The organism is Flavobacterium sp. (genome assembly GCF_049318325.1).
Taxonomy (GTDB): Bacteria; Bacteroidota; Bacteroidia; order Flavobacteriales; family Flavobacteriaceae; genus Flavobacterium.
Genome location: NZ_JBMOGQ010000037.1, coordinates 1 through 18,857, shown reverse-complemented (window position 1 = coordinate 18,857; position 18,857 = coordinate 1). Strand labels below are relative to the sequence as shown.

General features: G+C 34.6%; 19 protein-coding genes and 1 tRNA gene. 13 read left to right on the top strand and 7 right to left on the bottom strand.

The features are described 5' to 3' along the window. From ACOYLP_RS05250 to ACOYLP_RS05235, 4 genes are all read left to right on the top strand, one after another. Window positions 1-698, top strand: a 698-nt coding sequence (locus ACOYLP_RS05250; RefSeq protein ID WP_422855133.1) for a vitamin B12 dependent-methionine synthase activation domain-containing protein, incomplete at its 5' end; no start/stop codon positions are given. Between the two features lie 36 nt (window positions 699-734). Then, window positions 735-1,691, top strand: a complete 957-nt coding sequence (gene metF, locus ACOYLP_RS05245; protein ID WP_422855132.1) for a methylenetetrahydrofolate reductase [NAD(P)H] — start codon at window positions 735-737, stop codon at window positions 1,689-1,691. A gap of 71 nt (window positions 1,692-1,762) precedes the next feature. Further along, window positions 1,763-2,851 (top strand): acyloxyacyl hydrolase, encoded by a 1,089-nt coding sequence (locus ACOYLP_RS05240; protein ID WP_422855131.1) that lies wholly within the window; start codon window positions 1,763-1,765, stop codon window positions 2,849-2,851. Between the two features lie 10 nt (window positions 2,852-2,861). Then, window positions 2,862-3,638 (top strand): head GIN domain-containing protein, encoded by a 777-nt coding sequence (locus ACOYLP_RS05235; protein WP_422855130.1) that lies wholly within the window; start codon window positions 2,862-2,864, stop codon window positions 3,636-3,638. A 26-nt stretch (window positions 3,639-3,664) separates the two neighbouring features. On the opposite strand, the gene gldA is transcribed toward ACOYLP_RS05235, so the two are convergent. Next, window positions 3,665-4,567 carry a gliding motility-associated ABC transporter ATP-binding subunit GldA gene (gene gldA, locus ACOYLP_RS05230; RefSeq protein ID WP_422855129.1) on the bottom strand — a complete coding sequence of 301 codons (903 nt, stop codon included), beginning with the start codon at window positions 4,565-4,567 and terminating at the stop codon, window positions 3,665-3,667. Window positions 4,568-4,690: 123 nt separating this feature from the next. Between gldA and ACOYLP_RS05225 the strand changes: the two genes are divergently transcribed. The 5 genes from ACOYLP_RS05225 (at window position 4,691) to ACOYLP_RS05205 (ending at window position 8,980) form a co-directional block, all read left to right on the top strand. Beyond that, window positions 4,691-5,773, top strand: a complete 1,083-nt coding sequence (locus ACOYLP_RS05225) for a chorismate mutase (protein ID WP_422855128.1) — start codon at window positions 4,691-4,693, stop codon at window positions 5,771-5,773. A gap of 63 nt (window positions 5,774-5,836) precedes the next feature. Then, window positions 5,837-6,814, top strand: a complete 978-nt coding sequence (rsgA, locus tag ACOYLP_RS05220) for a ribosome small subunit-dependent GTPase A (protein ID WP_422855127.1) — start codon at window positions 5,837-5,839, stop codon at window positions 6,812-6,814. Between the two features lie 75 nt (window positions 6,815-6,889). Beyond that, complete coding sequence (dtd, locus tag ACOYLP_RS05215; protein WP_422855126.1) at window positions 6,890-7,342, top strand: D-aminoacyl-tRNA deacylase; 453 nt, start codon at window positions 6,890-6,892, stop codon at window positions 7,340-7,342. Window position 7,343: 1 nt separating this feature from the next. Then, window positions 7,344-7,670 carry a nucleotide pyrophosphohydrolase gene (locus tag ACOYLP_RS05210; RefSeq protein WP_422855125.1) on the top strand — a complete coding sequence of 109 codons (327 nt, stop codon included), beginning with the start codon at window positions 7,344-7,346 and terminating at the stop codon, window positions 7,668-7,670. A 59-nt stretch (window positions 7,671-7,729) separates the two neighbouring features. Then, on the top strand, window positions 7,730-8,980 hold the full coding sequence (locus tag ACOYLP_RS05205; RefSeq protein WP_422855124.1) for a 3-phosphoshikimate 1-carboxyvinyltransferase: 1,251 nt from the start codon (window positions 7,730-7,732) through the stop codon (window positions 8,978-8,980). A 3-nt stretch (window positions 8,981-8,983) separates the two neighbouring features. On the opposite strand, the gene ACOYLP_RS05200 is transcribed toward ACOYLP_RS05205, so the two are convergent. Beyond that, window positions 8,984-9,057, bottom strand: a tRNA-Pro gene (locus ACOYLP_RS05200). Window positions 9,058-9,197: 140 nt separating this feature from the next. Between ACOYLP_RS05200 and queA the strand changes: the two genes are divergently transcribed. From queA to ACOYLP_RS05180, 4 genes are all read left to right on the top strand, one after another. After that, entirely contained in the window at window positions 9,198-10,247 is a 1,050-nt protein-coding gene (gene queA, locus ACOYLP_RS05195) for a tRNA preQ1(34) S-adenosylmethionine ribosyltransferase-isomerase QueA (RefSeq protein ID WP_422855123.1), read from the top strand. A gap of 238 nt (window positions 10,248-10,485) precedes the next feature. Beyond that, window positions 10,486-11,769, top strand: a complete 1,284-nt coding sequence (gene kynU / locus ACOYLP_RS05190; protein ID WP_422855122.1) for a kynureninase — start codon at window positions 10,486-10,488, stop codon at window positions 11,767-11,769. A 61-nt stretch (window positions 11,770-11,830) separates the two neighbouring features. Further along, window positions 11,831-13,900 (top strand): T9SS type A sorting domain-containing protein, encoded by a 2,070-nt coding sequence (locus ACOYLP_RS05185; RefSeq protein WP_422855121.1) that lies wholly within the window; start codon window positions 11,831-11,833, stop codon window positions 13,898-13,900. Between the two features lie 131 nt (window positions 13,901-14,031). Further along, window positions 14,032-15,117, top strand: coding sequence for an agmatinase family protein (locus ACOYLP_RS05180; RefSeq protein WP_422855120.1), 1,086 nt, complete (start codon window positions 14,032-14,034; stop codon window positions 15,115-15,117). A gap of 20 nt (window positions 15,118-15,137) precedes the next feature. On the opposite strand, the gene ACOYLP_RS05175 is transcribed toward ACOYLP_RS05180, so the two are convergent. From ACOYLP_RS05175 to ACOYLP_RS05155, 5 genes are all read right to left on the bottom strand, one after another. Then, window positions 15,138-16,340, bottom strand: coding sequence for a sensor histidine kinase (locus tag ACOYLP_RS05175; protein ID WP_422855119.1), 1,203 nt, complete (start codon window positions 16,338-16,340; stop codon window positions 15,138-15,140). Window positions 16,341-16,552: 212 nt separating this feature from the next. After that, on the bottom strand, window positions 16,553-17,035 hold the full coding sequence (locus ACOYLP_RS05170) for a cupin domain-containing protein (RefSeq protein ID WP_422855118.1): 483 nt from the start codon (window positions 17,033-17,035) through the stop codon (window positions 16,553-16,555). Window positions 17,036-17,236: 201 nt separating this feature from the next. Beyond that, a complete protein-coding gene (locus ACOYLP_RS05165; RefSeq protein WP_422855117.1) occupies window positions 17,237-18,025 on the bottom strand; it encodes a PhzF family phenazine biosynthesis protein in 789 nt (262 codons plus the stop codon). 162 nt (window positions 18,026-18,187) lie between these two features. Then, window positions 18,188-18,481, bottom strand: a complete 294-nt coding sequence (locus tag ACOYLP_RS05160) for a type II toxin-antitoxin system RelE/ParE family toxin (RefSeq protein ID WP_422855116.1) — start codon at window positions 18,479-18,481, stop codon at window positions 18,188-18,190. After that, the gene (locus tag ACOYLP_RS05155; protein ID WP_422855115.1) at window positions 18,481-18,723 is read right to left on the bottom strand and encodes a type II toxin-antitoxin system ParD family antitoxin; all 243 of its coding nucleotides are present in this window, start codon (window positions 18,721-18,723) and stop codon (window positions 18,481-18,483) included. The genes ACOYLP_RS05160 and ACOYLP_RS05155 overlap by 1 nt, the downstream gene beginning before the upstream one ends. Window positions 18,724-18,857: the final 134 nt, after the last annotated feature.

Sequence of the window (18,857 nt, the reverse complement as noted above, 5' to 3'; positions counted from 1 at the left end):
CTGCTAAAGGTATTCTCGGAATCTTCCTGGCAAACACCATCAATGATGATGATGTTTTGGTGCAACCGACAACCAACAACCAACAACCGACAACTTTTTTAACCTTACGCCAACAATCACAAAAAACGGCTGGTGCACCAAATATCGCTTTAGCCGATTTCATTGCACCAAAAGATTCAGGAAAACAAGATTATATTGGATGTTTCTGTGTGACAACCGGTTTTGGTATTGATGAAAAAGCAAGCGAATTCGAAAAACAATTAGACGATTACAATTCGATTTTAGTAAAAGCCTTAGGCGACAGATTGGCCGAAGCTTTCGCGGAATATTTGCATTTGAAAGTAAGAAAGGAAATTTGGGGATATGCTTCTGAAGAAAGTTTATCTAATCAAGATTTAATTGATGAAGGATACAAAGGTATTCGACCAGCACCGGGTTATCCGGCATGTCCTGATCATTTGGAAAAACCAACTATTTGGAAACTCTTAAATGTAGAACAAGAAATCGGAGTAAAATTGACAGAAAGCATGGCGATGTGGCCGGCATCATCCGTTTCAGGATATTATTTTGGAAACCCTGAAAGTAAGTATTTCGGACTCGGAAAAATAAAAGAAGACCAAGTAATAGATTACGCCAAACGCCGTGGAATTTCGACAGAAAAAGCAACAAAATGGTTAAGTCCAAATATTGCTGATTAAATCCCAAATCCTAATACATAAATCCTAAATATAAAAATGAAAGTAACCCAACATATAGAAAACGCGAACGGAAAACCATTGTTTTCATTTGAAATTTTACCACCTTTAAAAGGACAAAACATCCAATCTATTTTCGATAGTATTGATCCATTAATGGAATTCAATCCGCCATTTATTGATGTGACTTATCATCGCGAAGAATATGAATTTAAGGAATTGCCAAGCGGACTTTTGCAAAAAAAAATTGTAAAAAAACGTCCGGGAACAGTCGGTATTTGTGCTGGTATTCAGAATAAATATGATGTTGACGCGATTCCACATATCTTGTGCGGAGGTTTTTCTAAAGAGGACACAGAGAACTTATTGATAGATTTAGATTTTTTGGGTATCGATAATGTAGTCGCGTTGAGAGGTGATGCCTTAAAAACAGAAACTTATTTTCATCCAGAAAAAGACGGGAATGAGTATGCTACCGATTTGGTGCTACAAATAAGCAATCTAAATAACGGAATTTATTTAGATGAAGATTTAAAGAATTCAGCTCAGACAAATTTTTGTATTGGTGTGGCGGGTTATCCCGAAAAACACATGGAAGCACCAAGTTTGGATAGCGATATTCATTTCCTGAAACAAAAGATAAAAAACGGAGCAAAATATATCATAACGCAAATGTTTTTTGATAATAAAAAATACTTTGATTATGTTGATAAATGTCGGGCTGCAGGAATTACAGTGCCAATTATTCCGGGTTTAAAGCCTATTGCAACAAAGAAACAATTGAATTTAATTCCACATCGATTTAGTCTTGAATTGCCTGATGATTTGATAATGGCTGTAGTAAAAGCTAAAGATAACGATGCTGTTAAACAAATAGGAATAGAATGGTGTACACAACAAAGTAAAGAGTTGGTCGCCGCTGGAATTCCAGTTTTACATTACTATTCAATGGGCAAAGCAGAGAATATTAAGGCGATAGCATCAAGTATTTTTTAACTTTATACAAATTTTTAAAAAATCAACATCCTTAATATATTCTACTATATTTGCGCGTTTTAAATTTTAGAATGAGGCGTTTTTTCTATTTACTTTTATTAGTTTCAAGTTTTGTTATGGCTCAGCATAAAGATACTTATGCTGTTGAGGCTTCTTTTCTGCGAGGCAACACTTTGCCGCATCGGGATGATATTCATCTGCTGGTAAATGGTCATCCTGAGGGTTTGCTATTTAGTTTTGTCATGAAAACGCATGGAAAAGAGGAATGGCAACGAGTTTATGATTTTCCGGATTATGGTGGGTATTTTTTGTATCAGGATTTTAAGAGTGAGCCACTGGGGGTTTGTTATGCTGTTGGAGGATTTTATAATTTTTATTTTTTAAACAGGCATTTACAGTTGAAATTGGCTCAAGGTGTTGCGCTCACGACTAATCCGTATGATAAGGTTAACAATAGTAAGAACAAGGCTTTTGGGACTAGAATTATGGATAATACAAATATTGGTTTGAGTTATGATAATCAAAATTTGTTTGGAAATATTGGTTTTCACGCAGGAATATTGTTTACGCATTATTCAAACGGAAGGTTGAAATCGCCCAATAGTGGTATTAATACTTACTTGTTAAACCTTGGGTTTAATTACAATTTTGAGAATGAAAAGAAAGTTGTTAATGACACTTCGGATGTTAAAAAATCATTCCGTGAACCTTTGAAATATAATTTTGTTTTTAGAACAGGAATAAACGAAAGTCCTATCATTAGAACTGGCCAGCGTCCTTTTTATCATATTGGTTTTTATGTTGATAAACGCTTGAATAGAAAATCGGCATGGCAACTAGGAACAGAATTGTTTTTAACTAACTCTTTTAAGGATTATATACAATATTATTCAGTGGCTTATCCTGAGGCAAGCTTAGATCCTAATACTGATTATAAACGCGTGGGTATTTTTATAGGTCATGAATTGTTTATTAACAGAATTTCACTTGAAGCACAAGTGGGTTATTATGTCTATCAGCCTTTTAAAAAGGATATTCCTGTATATGACAGAGTGGGAATAAAATATTATTTTACCGATAAAATATTTGGTGGGTTTACGATTAAAACCCATATGTTTTTAGCGGAAGCATTGGAGTTTGGAATTGGTGTGAGATTATAAAATGGCAACTATGAAGAAGTTTTTTGTATTGATTTTGTTATATTTATTCATTTGTGTTGCGAGTTCGCTTACGTTCGTGTCGTGTGAAAGACCAAGCGAATGTATTGAAAGTGCTGGCGCTACAAAGATTAAGGATATTCCTGTTGAAGCTTTTAGCAAAATAAAAGTGTATCGCGGTATTGAAGTTGTGATTACTGAAGGCGCAGAAACAAAAGTACAGATACAAGCAGGAGAAAATTTCATTAATGACATAGAAGTAAAACAATATGGAAACCAATTGGTTTTTAAGGATAATTCGGGATGCAATTGGGTTCGGGATTATGGCCAAACTAAAATATTTATTACCACACCAACTTTAGAAGAAATCTATTCAAAAACCGATAGAGATATTAGTTCCAATGGTGTTTTAACTTTTCCAAATTTAAATATCATTTCCTGTGATAGAGATGCCGATGGCGAAAGTGGTGCTGGAACTGGGGACTTTATTTTGGAAATCAATAATAATTCATTGACGATTGGTAATAATAATGTGTCACGATATTATCTTTCTGGTCAAACGAACAATGCCAATTTTAATTTCTATTTTGGTGATGGACGTATTGAAGCTCAGAATTTAGTGGCTCAAAATATTGTTGTTTATCATAGAGGTTCCAATGATATGATTGTAAATCCTATTCAGAGTGTTACAGGTGTTTTGAATAGTACAGGAAATCTGGTCTTGAAAAATTTACCACCAGTGCACACTCCGCTTGATGCTTTGTATACAGGTCATGTGATTTTCCCATAAAAACCACATAGTTAGGAACTTTTTGTTTATTTTTTCTTAGTTTTTTCTCTGAAAATTTCTTCGAGATTTTTGCTTTTCAAGCTAATCTGTAATGTTTTCAGTCCATTATAATGAGCAAAATCGAACACTTTAGGGCGCATATCTTCTTCAGTGTTGAAGGTTAATATCCAAAGATTTCCACTTGTATTTTTATATGTTTTGATATTTGATAAGACAGCCAATAAAGCTTCATCAATAGCTTTGTCAAATTCCACTTCAATGATTTGCTCCTTTTCTTCCGAAACTAATTTGTCTAGTTTTTTATCAGTTACAATTTTTCCGTGGTCAATAATGATAACACGGTCACAAATGGCTTCCACTTCCTGCATAATATGCGTAGAAAGAAAAACGGTTTTGTCTTTTCCAACATTTTTAATTACGTTTCTAATTTCCATTAATTGATTTGGATCCAATCCGGTTGTTGGTTCATCTAAAATTAAAACATCAGGATTATGGAGTAAAGCGGTTGCCAAACCCACACGCTGACGAAAACCTTTCGATAATTGGCCTATTTTTTTATGACTTTCATGAGATAAACCCGTTAGATGAATAACTTCTTCAATACGAGATTTCGAAACTTTATATACATCAGCATTGAATGCCAAATATTCACGAACATACAAATCCAAATACATTGGATTGTGTTCTGGCAAATAACCAATTGAAAGTTGCACGGCTTTTTGATTTTCGCTTACATCATTTCCATTCACAGTGGCCAAGCCTTCATCTGCATTCAGAAAGGTGGTCAAAATTTTCATCAAAGTTGATTTTCCGGCACCATTCGGACCAAGGAAACCAACAATTTCTCCTTTTTTTACTGAAAAAGACACATTATCTAATGCCTTTTGGGCACCATAACTTTTGGAAATATTTTGAACTTCTATCGACATAGGAAATTATTTGAAGCAAATGTAATAATTAAATAAAGAAAGAATAAATCTTCCATTTGAATAAAATTATGGTAGCAAAGTGTTTAAACAAAAAATAACTAATTTTACAAAAGATAATGAGCTATGAATATAACGAGTGAAAATAGGAAATGGTTGGATGATTTTAAACTAATGCATCCATTAGTAATTGCCGGACCCTGCAGTGCAGAAACTGAAGATCAAGTGTTGAAAATTGCACATGAATTAAAAGATTCTAAAGTGTCGGTTTTTAGGGCAGGAATATGGAAGCCAAGAACGCGTCCGGGGGGATTTGAAGGGGTTGGTGCTATTGGTTTAAAATGGTTACAAAAAGCAAAAGCCCAAACGGGATTGTTAATGGCTATTGAAGTTGCGAATGCAGCACACGTAAAATTAGCTTTGGAACATGATATTGATGTGCTTTGGATTGGCGCCAGAACGACGGTAAATCCTTTTGCCGTTCAGGAAATTGCCGATGCTTTAGCAGGAACAGATAAAATTGTTTTGGTAAAAAATCCAGTAAATCCAGATTTAGCCTTGTGGATTGGTGGCGTTGAACGTCTTTATAATGCAGGAATTAAAAAACTAGGGGTAATTCACAGAGGATTTTCGACTTATGAAAAAACAAAATACAGAAACATTCCAGAATGGCAAATTGCTATCGAATTGCAAAGCCGTTTTCCTGATTTACCTTTGATTTGCGACCCATCGCATATTACAGGTCAAAGAGATATGATACTTGAAGTGTCACAACAAGCATTGGATTTAAATTATAATGGATTAATGATCGAAACGCATGTTGACCCAGATAATGCATGGAGCGACGCAGCGCAACAAGTAACACCAGCCGTTTTAAAACAGATTTTTGAAGATTTAAAAGTTAAAAAAATAACTACAGAAGATGATGATTTCAATACAAAAATGATAAAACTTAGAGCCAATATTGATATTGCTGATATCAAATTATTAGAATTACTTGGCAATAGAATGAAAGTTGCCGAACAAATTGGGGCTTTAAAGAAAGAAAAAAACGTAGCCGTTTTACAAAACAAAAGATGGAATGAAATTCTAGGGAAAATGATATTAAATGGAGAAGAAAAAGGACTGAGCGAAGAGTTTATTCTTAAAATTTTCAAAGCCATTCACCAGGAAAGTATCAGCCATCAGGAAAAAATCATTAATGGATAAAATAAGTCAACTGCAGTTGCAATTTTTTACCTTTGTCATTCATTTCGTAACTCATAATTAATTTTGACAGGACTCGTTTATAAATCTACCGGAAGTTCCTATACAGTGAAAACCAATGATGGTAAGGTTTTTGAATGCCGAATCAAAGGAAAATTCCGGATGCAAGGCATCAAAAGTACTAACCCAATTGCAGTAGGTGATGTTGTAGATTTTGAATTGGATAATACTACCGATGAAACTATAGGTCAAATTCACAATATTCACGATAGAAGGAATTATATCGTTAGAAAATCGGTAAACCTCTCAAAACAAACCCATATTATTGCGTCCAATATTGATGTTGTTTTTCTTTTGATTACCATCGATAATCCGCCAACCACAACCAGTTTTATTGATCGATTTTTGGTAACTGCTGAAGCGTATGGCATTGAAACCGTTTTGGTTTTCAATAAGATAGATACATTTGATGAAGCCATGAAAGATGAGCAACTTTATTTGCAATACATCTATTCTGAAATTGGCTATAAGTTTCTAAAAGTCTCGGCTATAGAAAAGAAAGGATTAGATGAATTAAAAGGCATGATGACAGGAAAAGTATCTATGTTCTCCGGACATTCTGGCGTTGGAAAATCTACTTTGGTAAATGCATTAGAACCCAATTTGAGCCTAAAAACAAAAAACATTTCCGAACAAAGTAAGCAAGGGCAACACACAACAACTTTTGCCGAAATGTACGACTTATCTTTTGGTGCGAAAATAATCGATACACCGGGTATAAAAGGTTTTGGAATTGTAGATATGGAACCTTCGGAAGTGAGTGGCTATTTTCCTGAATTCTTTAAGTTGCAAAACGAATGTAAATTCAATAATTGCCTACATAAAGAAGAACCAAATTGCGCTGTCAAAAAAGCTTTAGAAGAAAACAAAATAGCTTGGTCTCGCTACAATAGTTACCTAAAAATTTTGGAAGGAGATGACGAGCATTATCGTTCCGATGTTTATAATGATGATCGAATTGCCAGTGATGAAACCCGAAAATAGTCAAAGGTCTATAGTCGTAAAGTCAAACGTAAAATGGCTTCCGACTTTCCAATTTTTAACTTTAAGATTTTATTAATGAAAGCAGTAATCCAAAGAGTTACTTCCTGTTCCGTTACAATAGATAATAAAGTTGTTGCCAATATCCAAAAAGGATTGTTGGTTTTAGTTGGTTTTGAAGATGCCGATAACAACGAAGACCTTAATTGGTTAACGTCAAAAATTGCCAATCTAAGAATCTTTGGAGATGAAAACGACGTGATGAATTTGTCATTGAAAGAAGTTGGTGGCGATATGATAATTGTCAGTCAGTTTACCTTGCACGCTAACACTAAAAAAGGAAATCGACCTTCTTATATCAAAGCGGCAAAACCCGAAACAGCGATTCCATTATACGAATCGTTTATAACACAAATGGAAAACGAACTGGGCAAAAAAGTCCAAACCGGAAAATTTGGAGCCGACATGAAAGTAGCACTTCTAAATGACGGACCGGTAACTATAATTATTGATACAAAAAATAAGGAATAATATGAACCTAAAAAACTCCCAACTAGAAGTAGACAATTGGATTAAAAACCACGGAGTTCGCTACTTCAACGAACTAACAAACATGGCGCAACTCACCGAAGAAGTAGGCGAAGTGGCAAGAATAATTGCACGGCGCTACGGAGAACAATCGGAAAAAGAAAGCGATAAAAATAAAGATCTTGGTGAAGAATTAGCCGATGTGGTTTTTGTAGTTTTGTGTTTGGCCAACCAAACCGGAATCGATTTGCAAGCCGCTTTTGATAAAAAAATGGATTTAAAAACCAACCGCGATCACAATCGTCATCATAATAATGATAAACTGAAGTAGAATTAAGATTTTCTCTGTTTATCTTCGTGCTTCTCTGTCTATCTCTGTGAAATAACAAAATGAATTTACTTCTAAAATCTTCAACCGTTAATCTTCAATCGGCAATCTCAATCACCGGAAGCAAATCAGAAACCAATAGGTTGCTGTTGCTTCAGGCGTTGTATCCAAATTTGATTTTAGAAAACACCTCCAATTCGGAGGATTCTGAAGTAATGGCTAAAGCGCTCTCTACAGATTATCAAACTGAGCTTGTCGAAGTGAATCATGCCGGAACTGCCATGCGATTTCTAACAGCATTTTTTGCTATACAAGAAAATCGGGAAGTAGTGTTGACAGGTTCTTCTCGAATGCAAGAAAGACCTATTAAAATTTTAGTAGATGCATTGAGACAACTTGGTGCTGAAATCAGCTACGAATTAAATGAAGGTTTTCCGCCTATAAGAATAAAAGGAAAGAAGCTAATACAAAACAAAGTTTCACTTTCAGCCAATGTCAGTAGTCAATATATTTCTGCATTGCTACTCATTGCGCCAAAACTCGAAAACGGCTTGGAACTTACTTTAGAAGGTGAAATTACATCTGTTCCCTATATCAAAATGACTTTGAGTTTATTAAACGAAATTGGTGTCGAAACATCTTTCGTCGGAAATAAAATTACGGTTAAATCCTTATCTTATGTCCCTAATCCCTTACCCCTAATAGTTGAATCCGATTGGTCATCAGCTTCCTATTTTTATTCAGTAATCGCTTTGTCCGAAATTGGAACTGAAATCACATTATCGAGCTATAAAAAAAATAGCCTACAAGGTGATTCGGTTCTAGCTGAAATTTATAAAGACTTCGGAGTGGAAACGATTTTTGATAATAATAAAATTCATTTAAGGAGATTCCAAATCCCAATTCCTAAATCCTTAATCCTAAATCTTAATGATTCCCCCGACATAGCACAAACAATAGCCGTAACTTGCTTCGGATTAGGAATAGGGTGTCATTTAACAGGATTACACACGCTCAAAATTAAAGAAACCGATAGGTTAGAGGCATTAAAAACAGAATTGTCAAAATTAGGTGCTTCAGTTTCTATTACCAATGTTAGTCTAACATTGCAGTCTTATTCTCCTCCTTTGGAGAGGTTTCCAAAGGACGTGGTGGCTATAAAAACCTACCAAGACCACCGGATGGCAATGGCATTTGCACCATTAGCGTTAAAAACCGATATCATAATTGAAGAAGCCGAAGTAGTTTCAAAATCCTATCCCGCTTTTTGGATTGATTTAAAATCAATAGGGTTTGCAATAGAAGAAGTATAAAAGTCGGGATGACTGGATTCGAACCAGCGACCCCTAGCACCCCATGCTAGTACGCTACCAGGCTGCGCTACATCCCGAATTTTGTTGCGAAAATAGTAAAAATAAAAATAAAATCCATTTTACTTGACATTCGCTATCTCACGATAGTATATTTGCAATCGATTTATATTTGGGTAATAGAATCCTAAATCCTAAATCCTTAATCAAAAATCCTAATATGAAATTATCTCATTTCAACTTCAATCTTCCAGCCGAATTATTAGCTGAATTTCCTGCTGAAAATCGTGACGAATCTAGATTAATGGTTGTCAACAGAAAAACAAAAACTATTGAACATAAAACATTCAAAGACATTATTGATTATTTTGACGATGGTGATGTAATGATTTTGAACAATACTAAAGTTTTCCCTGCTCGTATGTATGGAAATAAAGAAAAAACGGGTGCGCGTATTGAAGTTTTCTTGTTAAGAGAATTAAATGCCGAACAACGTCTTTGGGATGTTTTAGTTGATCCAGCTCGTAAAATTAGAATCGGAAACAAATTATACTTTGGCGACGATGATTCATTAGTAGCTGAGGTGATAGACAATACCACTTCTCGTGGAAGAACATTACGTTTTTTATATGATGGTTCGTATGACGAATTTAGAAGAAAACTCACTGAGCTTGGCGAAACTCCAATTCCAAAATACATAAATCGTGAAGTTACCGAAGAAGATGCAGAGCGTTACCAAACTATTTATGCTAAAGAAGAAGGTGCAGTGGCCGCTCCAACAGCCGGTTTACATTTTTCTAAACATCTTTTAAAGAAATTGGAAATCAAAGGAATCAACTTTGCTGAGGTAACATTACATGTCGGTTTGGGAACTTTCAATCCAGTAGAAGTGGAAGATTTATCAAAACACAAAATGGACTCAGAAGAGTTAATTATAAACCAGGAAGCTTGCGATATTGTAAATGAAGCAAAGGCAAGAAAGAGCAAAGTTTGTTGCATCGGAACGACTTCAATGCGTGCTATTGAAAGTTCAGTTTCATCGCAAAGAACCTTAAATCCATTTACAGGTTGGACAAACAAATTTATTTTTCCACCTCACGATTTTAGTATAGCCGATTGTATGGTGACTAATTTTCACACGCCAAAATCAACTTTATTGATGATGATTTCTGCATTTTGTGGGCATGATTTGATGAAAAAAGCCTATGAAGAAGCAATCAAAGAAAAATACCGTTTCTATTCATATGGAGACGCCATGTTGATTATTTAATCGATAATAAATAGTAAAATAAATCCTGTCAGCAACGACGGGATTTTTTTTAAGCTTTGTTCCGCTTTCCGTTACAATCTTTTTTATTGTTTTGTTATGCTTAGCTTGTCGAAGCACAAAACAATAGAAAAGGCTTTCCATTGTCTAGGCTAGGGCTATTAACTAATTAAAACTTATCCCTTATTCCTTTTTTCTTATACCTTTTTTTTACTTTTACCACTCATACTAAAATATACCGATGACTTTTCAAAATACACGTGAATTTGCTCAAAAACTCGACACGCAAGACGAATTGCAACACTATCGCAACGAATTTCTTTTTCCCCAACACAATGGTAAAAACGTAATCTATTTTACTGGAAATTCTTTAGGATTGCAACCTAAACGGACCAAAAAATATGTTGATGATATAATGAATGATTGGGCAAATCTGGCAGTAGAAGGACATTTCTATGCCGAAAAACCTTGGTGGGATTATCATGAACGATTTGCTAATCCGTTGAGTAAATTAGTCGGAGCAAAACCATCCGAAGTTACTGTCATGAACACCTTGACGGTAAATTTGCATTTATTAATGGTGTCGTTTTATAGTCCAACAAAAGCTCGGTATAAAATAATTTGCGAAGAAAAAGCATTTCCTTCCGATCAATATATGTTTCAAACACAAGTTAATTTTCATGGTTACAAAGCCGAAGATGCCATTGTAGAAATCAAAAGAAGAGAAGGCGAGCACAACATACGATTAGAAGATATTATTGCCAAAATAAATGAAGTTGGCGATGAGTTAGCATTAGTGCTTATTGGTGGCGTTAATTATTATACCGGACAAGTTTTTGATATGAAATCCATCACAGAAGCCGGTCACAGAATAGGCGCAATGGTAGGTTTTGACTTGGCACATGCCGCTGGAAATATAAAACTAGAATTGCACGATTGGAATATTGATTTTGCCGCTTGGTGTTCGTATAAATATATGAATTCCGGACCAGGAAATGCTTCGGGTTGTTTTATTCACGAAAAACACCATGCCAATAAAGATTTGTCGCGATTTGGCGGTTGGTGGGGACATAATAAAGAACGTCGTTTCAAAATGGAACCAGAATATGATCCTATTGTTGGAGCCGATGGCTGGCAGATTAGTAATTTACCCATTTTGTCTTTAGCGCCTTATTTGGCTTCTGTAGAAATGTTTGCCGAAGTTGGAATGGAAAAGCTTATTAGAAAAAGAAATCAAATAACAGCTTATTTAGAATTCATTTTGCATGAAATTGATAAGGAAATTGACGGAACCGAATTTGAAATTATAACACCGGCCAATCAAGAAGAACGAGCATGTCAACTTTCTGTTTTTCTACACGGACAAGGCAGAAGTTTGTTTGACTATCTTATGAAAAATGGAGTCATTACAGATTGGCGTGAACCCAATGTAATCCGTTTCGCTCCAGTTCCTTTCTACTGTTCTTTTGAAGATATGTATGATTTCGGACAAATATTAAAACAAGGAATTTTGTCTTTGAAATAATTTGATTTCTAAAAAACAATTCGTTGATTTGCAATTCATTATTAATCCAACAACCATAAAAATGAAATTAAAATTACACTTTGCAATTGTAGCATTGATTGTATTATCATTTACCGCAAACGCTCAAGTTTCTGAATATGAAGGAGCTGCAAGAAAATGGATAACGACTCATGCTGCGGATTTAAAAATTAAACCAACTGACGCATTCAAACTTTCGTTTGTTTTCAAAAGTGATGCTGGAGAAACACTTCGTTTTCAACACATGATGAATGATGTACCAGTTTATCACTCAGAAATTGTAGTAAATTTCAATCCAAGTAAAGAATTAGTTTTCACATCAGATTCTTATAATGATGCCATACAAAATATTGTAACTACTCCAAGTATTTCAGCTGAGGCCGCTTTATATGCCTCTAAAGAAAGTTTGAAATTTACTTGCGAATACACTGTGGCGGAAAATAAATTATACGTAATGGCTGTAAATGACCAAACTAAATTGGTTTACAGAGTAGTTACAAATCCTGCTAGTGGTAATGGTAGTTGGGTGGTTTTAGTTGATGCTCAAAATGCAACTATCATTGGTACTTATGATGAGGCTGTTTATCACCATAAAAAAACAAATACAGCTGCTGTTGAAAAAACAATTCCATCTGTTTCTATCGCTCCTTTAGCTTTTACTACCGGAACTGCAATGGTGTATTTGACCAATCCTTTGTCTTTTGCCCGTGCTACCTATGGTGCAACAGGCTATGTTGACGGAAATGATGCAAATACTACACAACTGGCTGCTGCAAGAACCTCCGTTACTTTACTGGAAATTGATTTTACATCTGGTGTATACAGATTAAAAAGCTCTTATGTAGACATTTCAGATTTCGAAGCACCAAATACAGGGGTGTTTACTCAAGCTACAAGCGCTTTTAATTTTACCAGAGATAATAATGCTTTTGAAGCAGTAAATATCTTTTATCACTTAGACATGGGTTTAAGATATATCAATGAAACACTAGGAATAAATTGTAGACCTTCACTAAACAGTGGTGTTTTAAGATTTGATTCTTCAGGGTTAAGCGGAGCCGATAATTCTCATTACTTGCCATCTTCAGATTCTTTGGCTTTTGGTGAAGGTTGCGTTGATGATGCTGAAGATTCAGATGTTATTATGCATGAGTTTGGACACGGGATTCATGATTGGATGACCAATGGAAGTACTTCGCCATACATAGGAGAAGGAAATGGAGATTATTGGGCGCAATCATTCCACAGAAGTTACAACCAATTACAACCAACAGATGCATCATATCAATGGATATTCAAATGGGACGGACATAATGTATGCTGGAACGGAAGAACTACCGATTATTTTGGTGCTTATCCGGGTGATTTAGTTGGTTTGCAAGGTGGGGCGGCTCATACAGACGGTCAAGTTTGGGCTACTGCCTTAATGCAGATTTATGATGTGGTTGGAAGAACTAAAATGGATAAAGCATTTTTAAACGGATTAGCATTAACTAATAGTTCAAGCAATCAACAAACGTCTGCCATAGCCGTAAGACAAGCAGCAATCAACTTGAATTTTCCTTGTGCAGACATCCAAGTATTTACTGAAAAATTCTCAGACAGAGGATATACTATGCCTGTAATACCATTGACTATGGCAACTATAGCGAACCAAACGGTTACCGCTGATGCAACTAACACCTACACTTTACCAAGTTATGCTTCATTGGCTAACCCAATAAATGATAATTGTGATGCTTCTTTAACCCAATCACCTGTTACCGGAACTGTTTTAGAACCGGGAACATATACTATTACGATGACGGCTACTAGTGGTGCTTCAAACGTTCAAAGAACATTCACTCTTACTGTTCTTCCATTCTTAGGGATTACTGATGTTATTAAAAATGACTTTGTTTTGTATCCAAATCCGGCGACAAATTCTTTAAATGTTAAAGGAGATTTTGACAGTAACGAAAGTGTAACCATCTACAATATGTTAGGGCAAACAGTTTTGACAAAAGGGGTGTTTTCTAACGAACAAAGTATAGATATTACTTCTTTAGCTAAAGGTATTTATAATGTGTATTTCAATAATGCTAAAGTATCTTATAAGTTTATAAAAGAATAAATTAAAATTTACTAATTAAGAAAACCATCTCCTTTTTAGAACGAGATGGTTTTCTTTTTTACATCCATGCCAAAAATACTTTGCAATCCCGAAACTTCGGGATAACTTTGTCACTTTATAACTTTTGAACAATGACTAAACAACAAATCATAGATACTTTTGATCCAAGTCAACCTGGTTTAGCAGATGCCACCATTTTTGGGTTGCCATTCTCAGCTGAACAATCAGAAATAATTATTATTCCTGTACCATGGGAAGTAACAGTAAGTTATGGAGCTGGAGCTTCTGATGGCCCTGAATCTGTTTTGAATGCTTCATTTCAGGTAGATTTAAACCATCAGGATTTTCCGGAGTTATGGAAGTTGGGAATGTATTATGATGAAGCACCTGAACATTGGAAAAGAAATTCTAATAGCTACAAAGCATTAGCACAACCTATAATTCAGGCACTCGAAAAAGGAGAAGATTTAAATAATCACCCAAGTTTACTTTCAGATTTACAAACCATTAACAAAATTTGTCGCGACTTACATACTGAAGTCAAAGAAAAAGTATTGTTTTGGATGAGCCAAGGCAAAAAAGTGGCTCTTCTTGGAGGCGACCATTCAACGCCTTTAGGATATTACGAAGCTTTGGCTTCCATTCATGATGATTTTGGGATTTTGCATCTTGATGCTCACATGGATTTACGTATTGCTTATGAAGGATTTACGTATTCTCACGCATCAATAATGTACAATGCTTTACATATCCCACAGATTTCGAAACTAGTTCAGGTGGGTATTCGCGATTTCTGTGAACAAGAAGTAGCAGTAGTGCAAGAAGCTAATGGAAGAGTTTTGGTAAATACCGATGCTGATTTAAAAATAGAAATGTTTGAAGGCAAAACTTGGTCGGAGCAATGCGATGCTATTATCGCAAGCTTACCGCAAAAAGTTTGCATCAGTTTTGATATAGATGGAATGTACCCATGGTATTGCCCCAATACAGGAACTCCGGTTCCCGGAGGTTTTTCATTTGAACAAGCTACTTATTTGTTTAACAAATTAGCCGCCAGTGGTAAGGAAATTATCGGATTTGATTTGGTTGAAGTCGCTCCGGGGGAAACCGATTGGGATGGTAATGTTGGTGCCCGAATGTTATTCCACATGTGTGGTGTTTTAGCCAATAATAACGGAATGAATGTAGGTCAGAAAATCAATTTCCAAAGACAATAAAGTACTTGTTTTAAACCCTATTATTTAGAAATTGAAAAATGAAATTCAGCTCCTTGGCCTTCTTCAGATTTCACGTGAATTTTGCCTCCGAGTTTTTCTATGATTTTCTTTACTGTTGCCAAACCAATTCCATTGCCTTTATTGCCATATTGATCTTCAGCTGATGCAATCTGAAATAAATTAAAGATTGTAGCTTGATCCTTTTTTGAAATCCCGGGGCCATTGTCTTTTACTATAAATAAATAATGGCTTGAATTTTCGGAAACACAAAGTTCGATTTCAGCTATTTTTTTATTGCTATATTTTAAAGAATTTGAAAATAAATTGATTAGTATCTGATCAAGTAATATTGGATGTGTTTTAATGGTTGTTAAATTGGTGTTTAAAGAAATTTTTATATTATCCTTATTGCCAATTAATTTAGTAAGATCTTTTGTTAGTTTGATTAAATTTACTTTAGTCTTAGTTACTAAACTTAAGTCGTCAATTTTTGTAAATTCTAATAAGCCATCAACCAGCATTTTTAAGCGCTGTCCTGACTTTTCAATTGAATCAATAAGTAGGTTTCCTTGGGGGTCTATTTGTGAAGCGTATATTTCAGAAAATAGATTAGCAGCACTCATAATATTTGCTAATGGGGATTTTAAGTCATGCGCTGCAATAGATGCAAATCTTTCTAGTTCCCGATTTTTTTGTACCAATTGAATCCTTAATTCTTCTTGCTTACGCATGCTTTTCTTGTAATTAAGCAGATTCATAATCTGCTTTGAAATTGTTTTAAGTGATCTAATTTGTTTGTCACTTAATTTTCGTGGTGAATTGTCAATTACACAGAGTGTTCCCAAGGGAAGATCTTCATCGCTTTTTAATACAACTCCAGCATAGAATATTACAAAAGGGTCACTTGTTACCAATGGGTTATCAAAAAAACGCTTATCTTTTCTTGCGTCTTCTATAATAAATAAATCATCTGTTTCGTTAATGGCGTGTGCGCAAAATGCTAAATCACGACTGGTTTCATTTACCTCTAGGCCAATTTTAGACTTGAACCACTGTCTGTCATCATCTATTAGGCTAACAAGAGAAATTGGAGTTTCGCAAATTTCTGAGGCAAGTTGAGTTAGATTATCTATTTCTTCCTCTGATTCGGTATCTAATACTAAATATGATTTTAAACTCTCTATTCGTTTTGACTCTCTTTTATGATTACTTGGCTTCTGCATATTTTATTTTTTTTATAGAGTAATTTAATTTACTAAAAACAAGGCTGTTAGTTAATATATTTTCTTATGGTCAAGTTTTTTCATAACGGCCAGATCGTAATGCTTCTGACAGTGTCGGATTCAAATAACTTTGACCTATTTCAAAAAAATGAAATTAACGCCTTCCTGATCTAAAAAATAGCAATGACAAAAAACCTATGTGGTTTAAGTTTTTATTTCTTGGTAAATTTTTCAATAGTTTCTTTCAAATTAGGGAATTCATTTATTAAATCTTCTCTCTTAGCTAATTCAAAATCTGCAAAATCAAAGCCTGGAGCAACAGTGCAACTAACAAGCGAGAATCCTTTTAAATTCTTAACCCTTGAGGCAAACCATGTATTTGCTGGAATTGTTGCTTGAACCACTTCTCCGTTTTCTAGATTATTTCCCAATATGATTGTATTTAAAACGCCCTCTTTTATAAATACGATTTCCAAAGCTTCTCCTTGATGAAAGAACCATAATTCATCAGATTTAATTCGATGAAATAATGATATGTTTTCATTTTCCAAGAGAAAATATATTGCAGTACTAATGTTTCTGAAAACATTTTTATCTGTTTCTATATTCTGATTCGACCTATAAGTTTCTTTATAAAATCCTCCTTCGGGATGCTCCTGTAATCCAAGTCTTTCAACTATTTCTTTGCCATTCATAATAGAGTAGCTAATATTAATATATTAGTTAATAATCTTCGGATTGATGATATTTGTGAAATTCAAACTGTGGTGTTTCAAATGTACAATAAATTTGGAAGAAAAAACGTATTTTTGAGAATAAAAAAAACTTGATACGAAGAAAAAAGCTTCATTTAAGAACTGAAACGCCAAATTCTTGTAGGTGCTTTTAGTTATTGTTTATTCTGTCCAAAAGTTTCCAATTGAATAAGTTTTTGCTTGTCCACTAATAATAACTCGGTCTCCTTTGTTTTCACAATAAAGTTTGCCTAATCGTTCAGAAACTTGTTGTGCATTAAGTTCTTTTTTGTTAAGTCTTTTCGCCCAAAATGGAATTAGAGAACAATGTGCTGAACCTGTTACAGGGTCTTCTAAAATAGATGCTTGTGGTGTAAAAAATCTTGAAACGAAATCGCAGTTATCACCAATTGCTGTTACAATTACACCTCCTGGGTCAAGATTTATTTGCTCGAATAATTGTCTGTCAATTTTAATATTTCTAATTTCTGTTTCGTTTTCATACACCAAAACATAGTCTCTTGATTTTAGAATTTCTTTTGGTTGAATATTTAACGATTTTGAAATTGTTGTTGGCAAGATGTCGGCAACAGGCATTCTTGAGGGGAAGTCCATTTTATAATGGCCATTTTCAACTTTAACAATTAAGTCGCCGCTTAATGTTTCAAAGATAATTTCATCTTTTTTATAGTCAAGAATAGTCGCTAAACTATGAGCTGTAGCAAGTGTAGCATGTCCACACAAATCCATTTCAATTTCAGGCGTAAACCACCTTAAATGAATTTTCTCTCCTTTGTCAACAAAAAAAGCTGTTTCAGCAACTGCGTTTTCTTTTGCTATTTTTAACAAGATTTCGTCTGGCAACCATTTGTCCAATGGTACAACACAAGCAGGATTTCCTCCAAAAATTGTATCCGTAAATGCGTCAATTTGAAATAACTTATGTTTCACTTTATTTTTTTAAATCACCGCTTACGCGCGGCTAGTAGTAGCTGCAATAAATTTATCACTAATTATTTCAAGTACAAAACTCCTTTTGACCCGAGGCTGTAAGCCGAACTGGCGAAGCAATTTTCCAGAGAAGAGCGAGCTTAGCAGTTGATAAAACCGCTGTTATAGGGGTTTTTTCATATCCATCATTCCATGTAGAATTCTAACAACTTCAATTTCCTCCCTAGAAACTATTTGATAGAAAATAATATGTTCACCAGTTTTAAAGCCTAAAACATTTTTTTCCACGATGTCATATGATTTGCCTTGATTTGGTTTATTTACCAATTCTTGACAAGAATCCATAAGTAACAAGTAATATATCTCAGCTTGATTTTCAGACCAAGTTTTTACTGTATAATCCCAAATGTCATTTAAGTCATCAACGGCTTTGTTATTTAAATAAAACTTGGCCATTATTTTTTTCTAGCCTTGAGAGTTTCCAAATGCTTTTTAGCATCAAAGTCAACTGCCCGACCACTTTCAATTCCTTCACGAATTGCATTTCGCAAAACAATTATGCGGCTTTCTTCTTCTTCCAAAAGGCGAAGTCCAGCGCGTATTACTTCACTAGCGTTACTGAAACGACCTTTGGAAACTGTTGATTCTATAAAACTCTCGAAATGATTTCCCAATGATATTGATGTGTTTCTTCCCATGTTTTTTTCATTTTTGGTAAAGTTACCAAATTTTGGTAATCAAGCAAATAGTTCTTAGAAATTCTGAGAAAATCACCTGTAACGTTCCCACGCTTGGCGTCAGTTGCGAACTTCGGAACTGATTATTTTCTGTT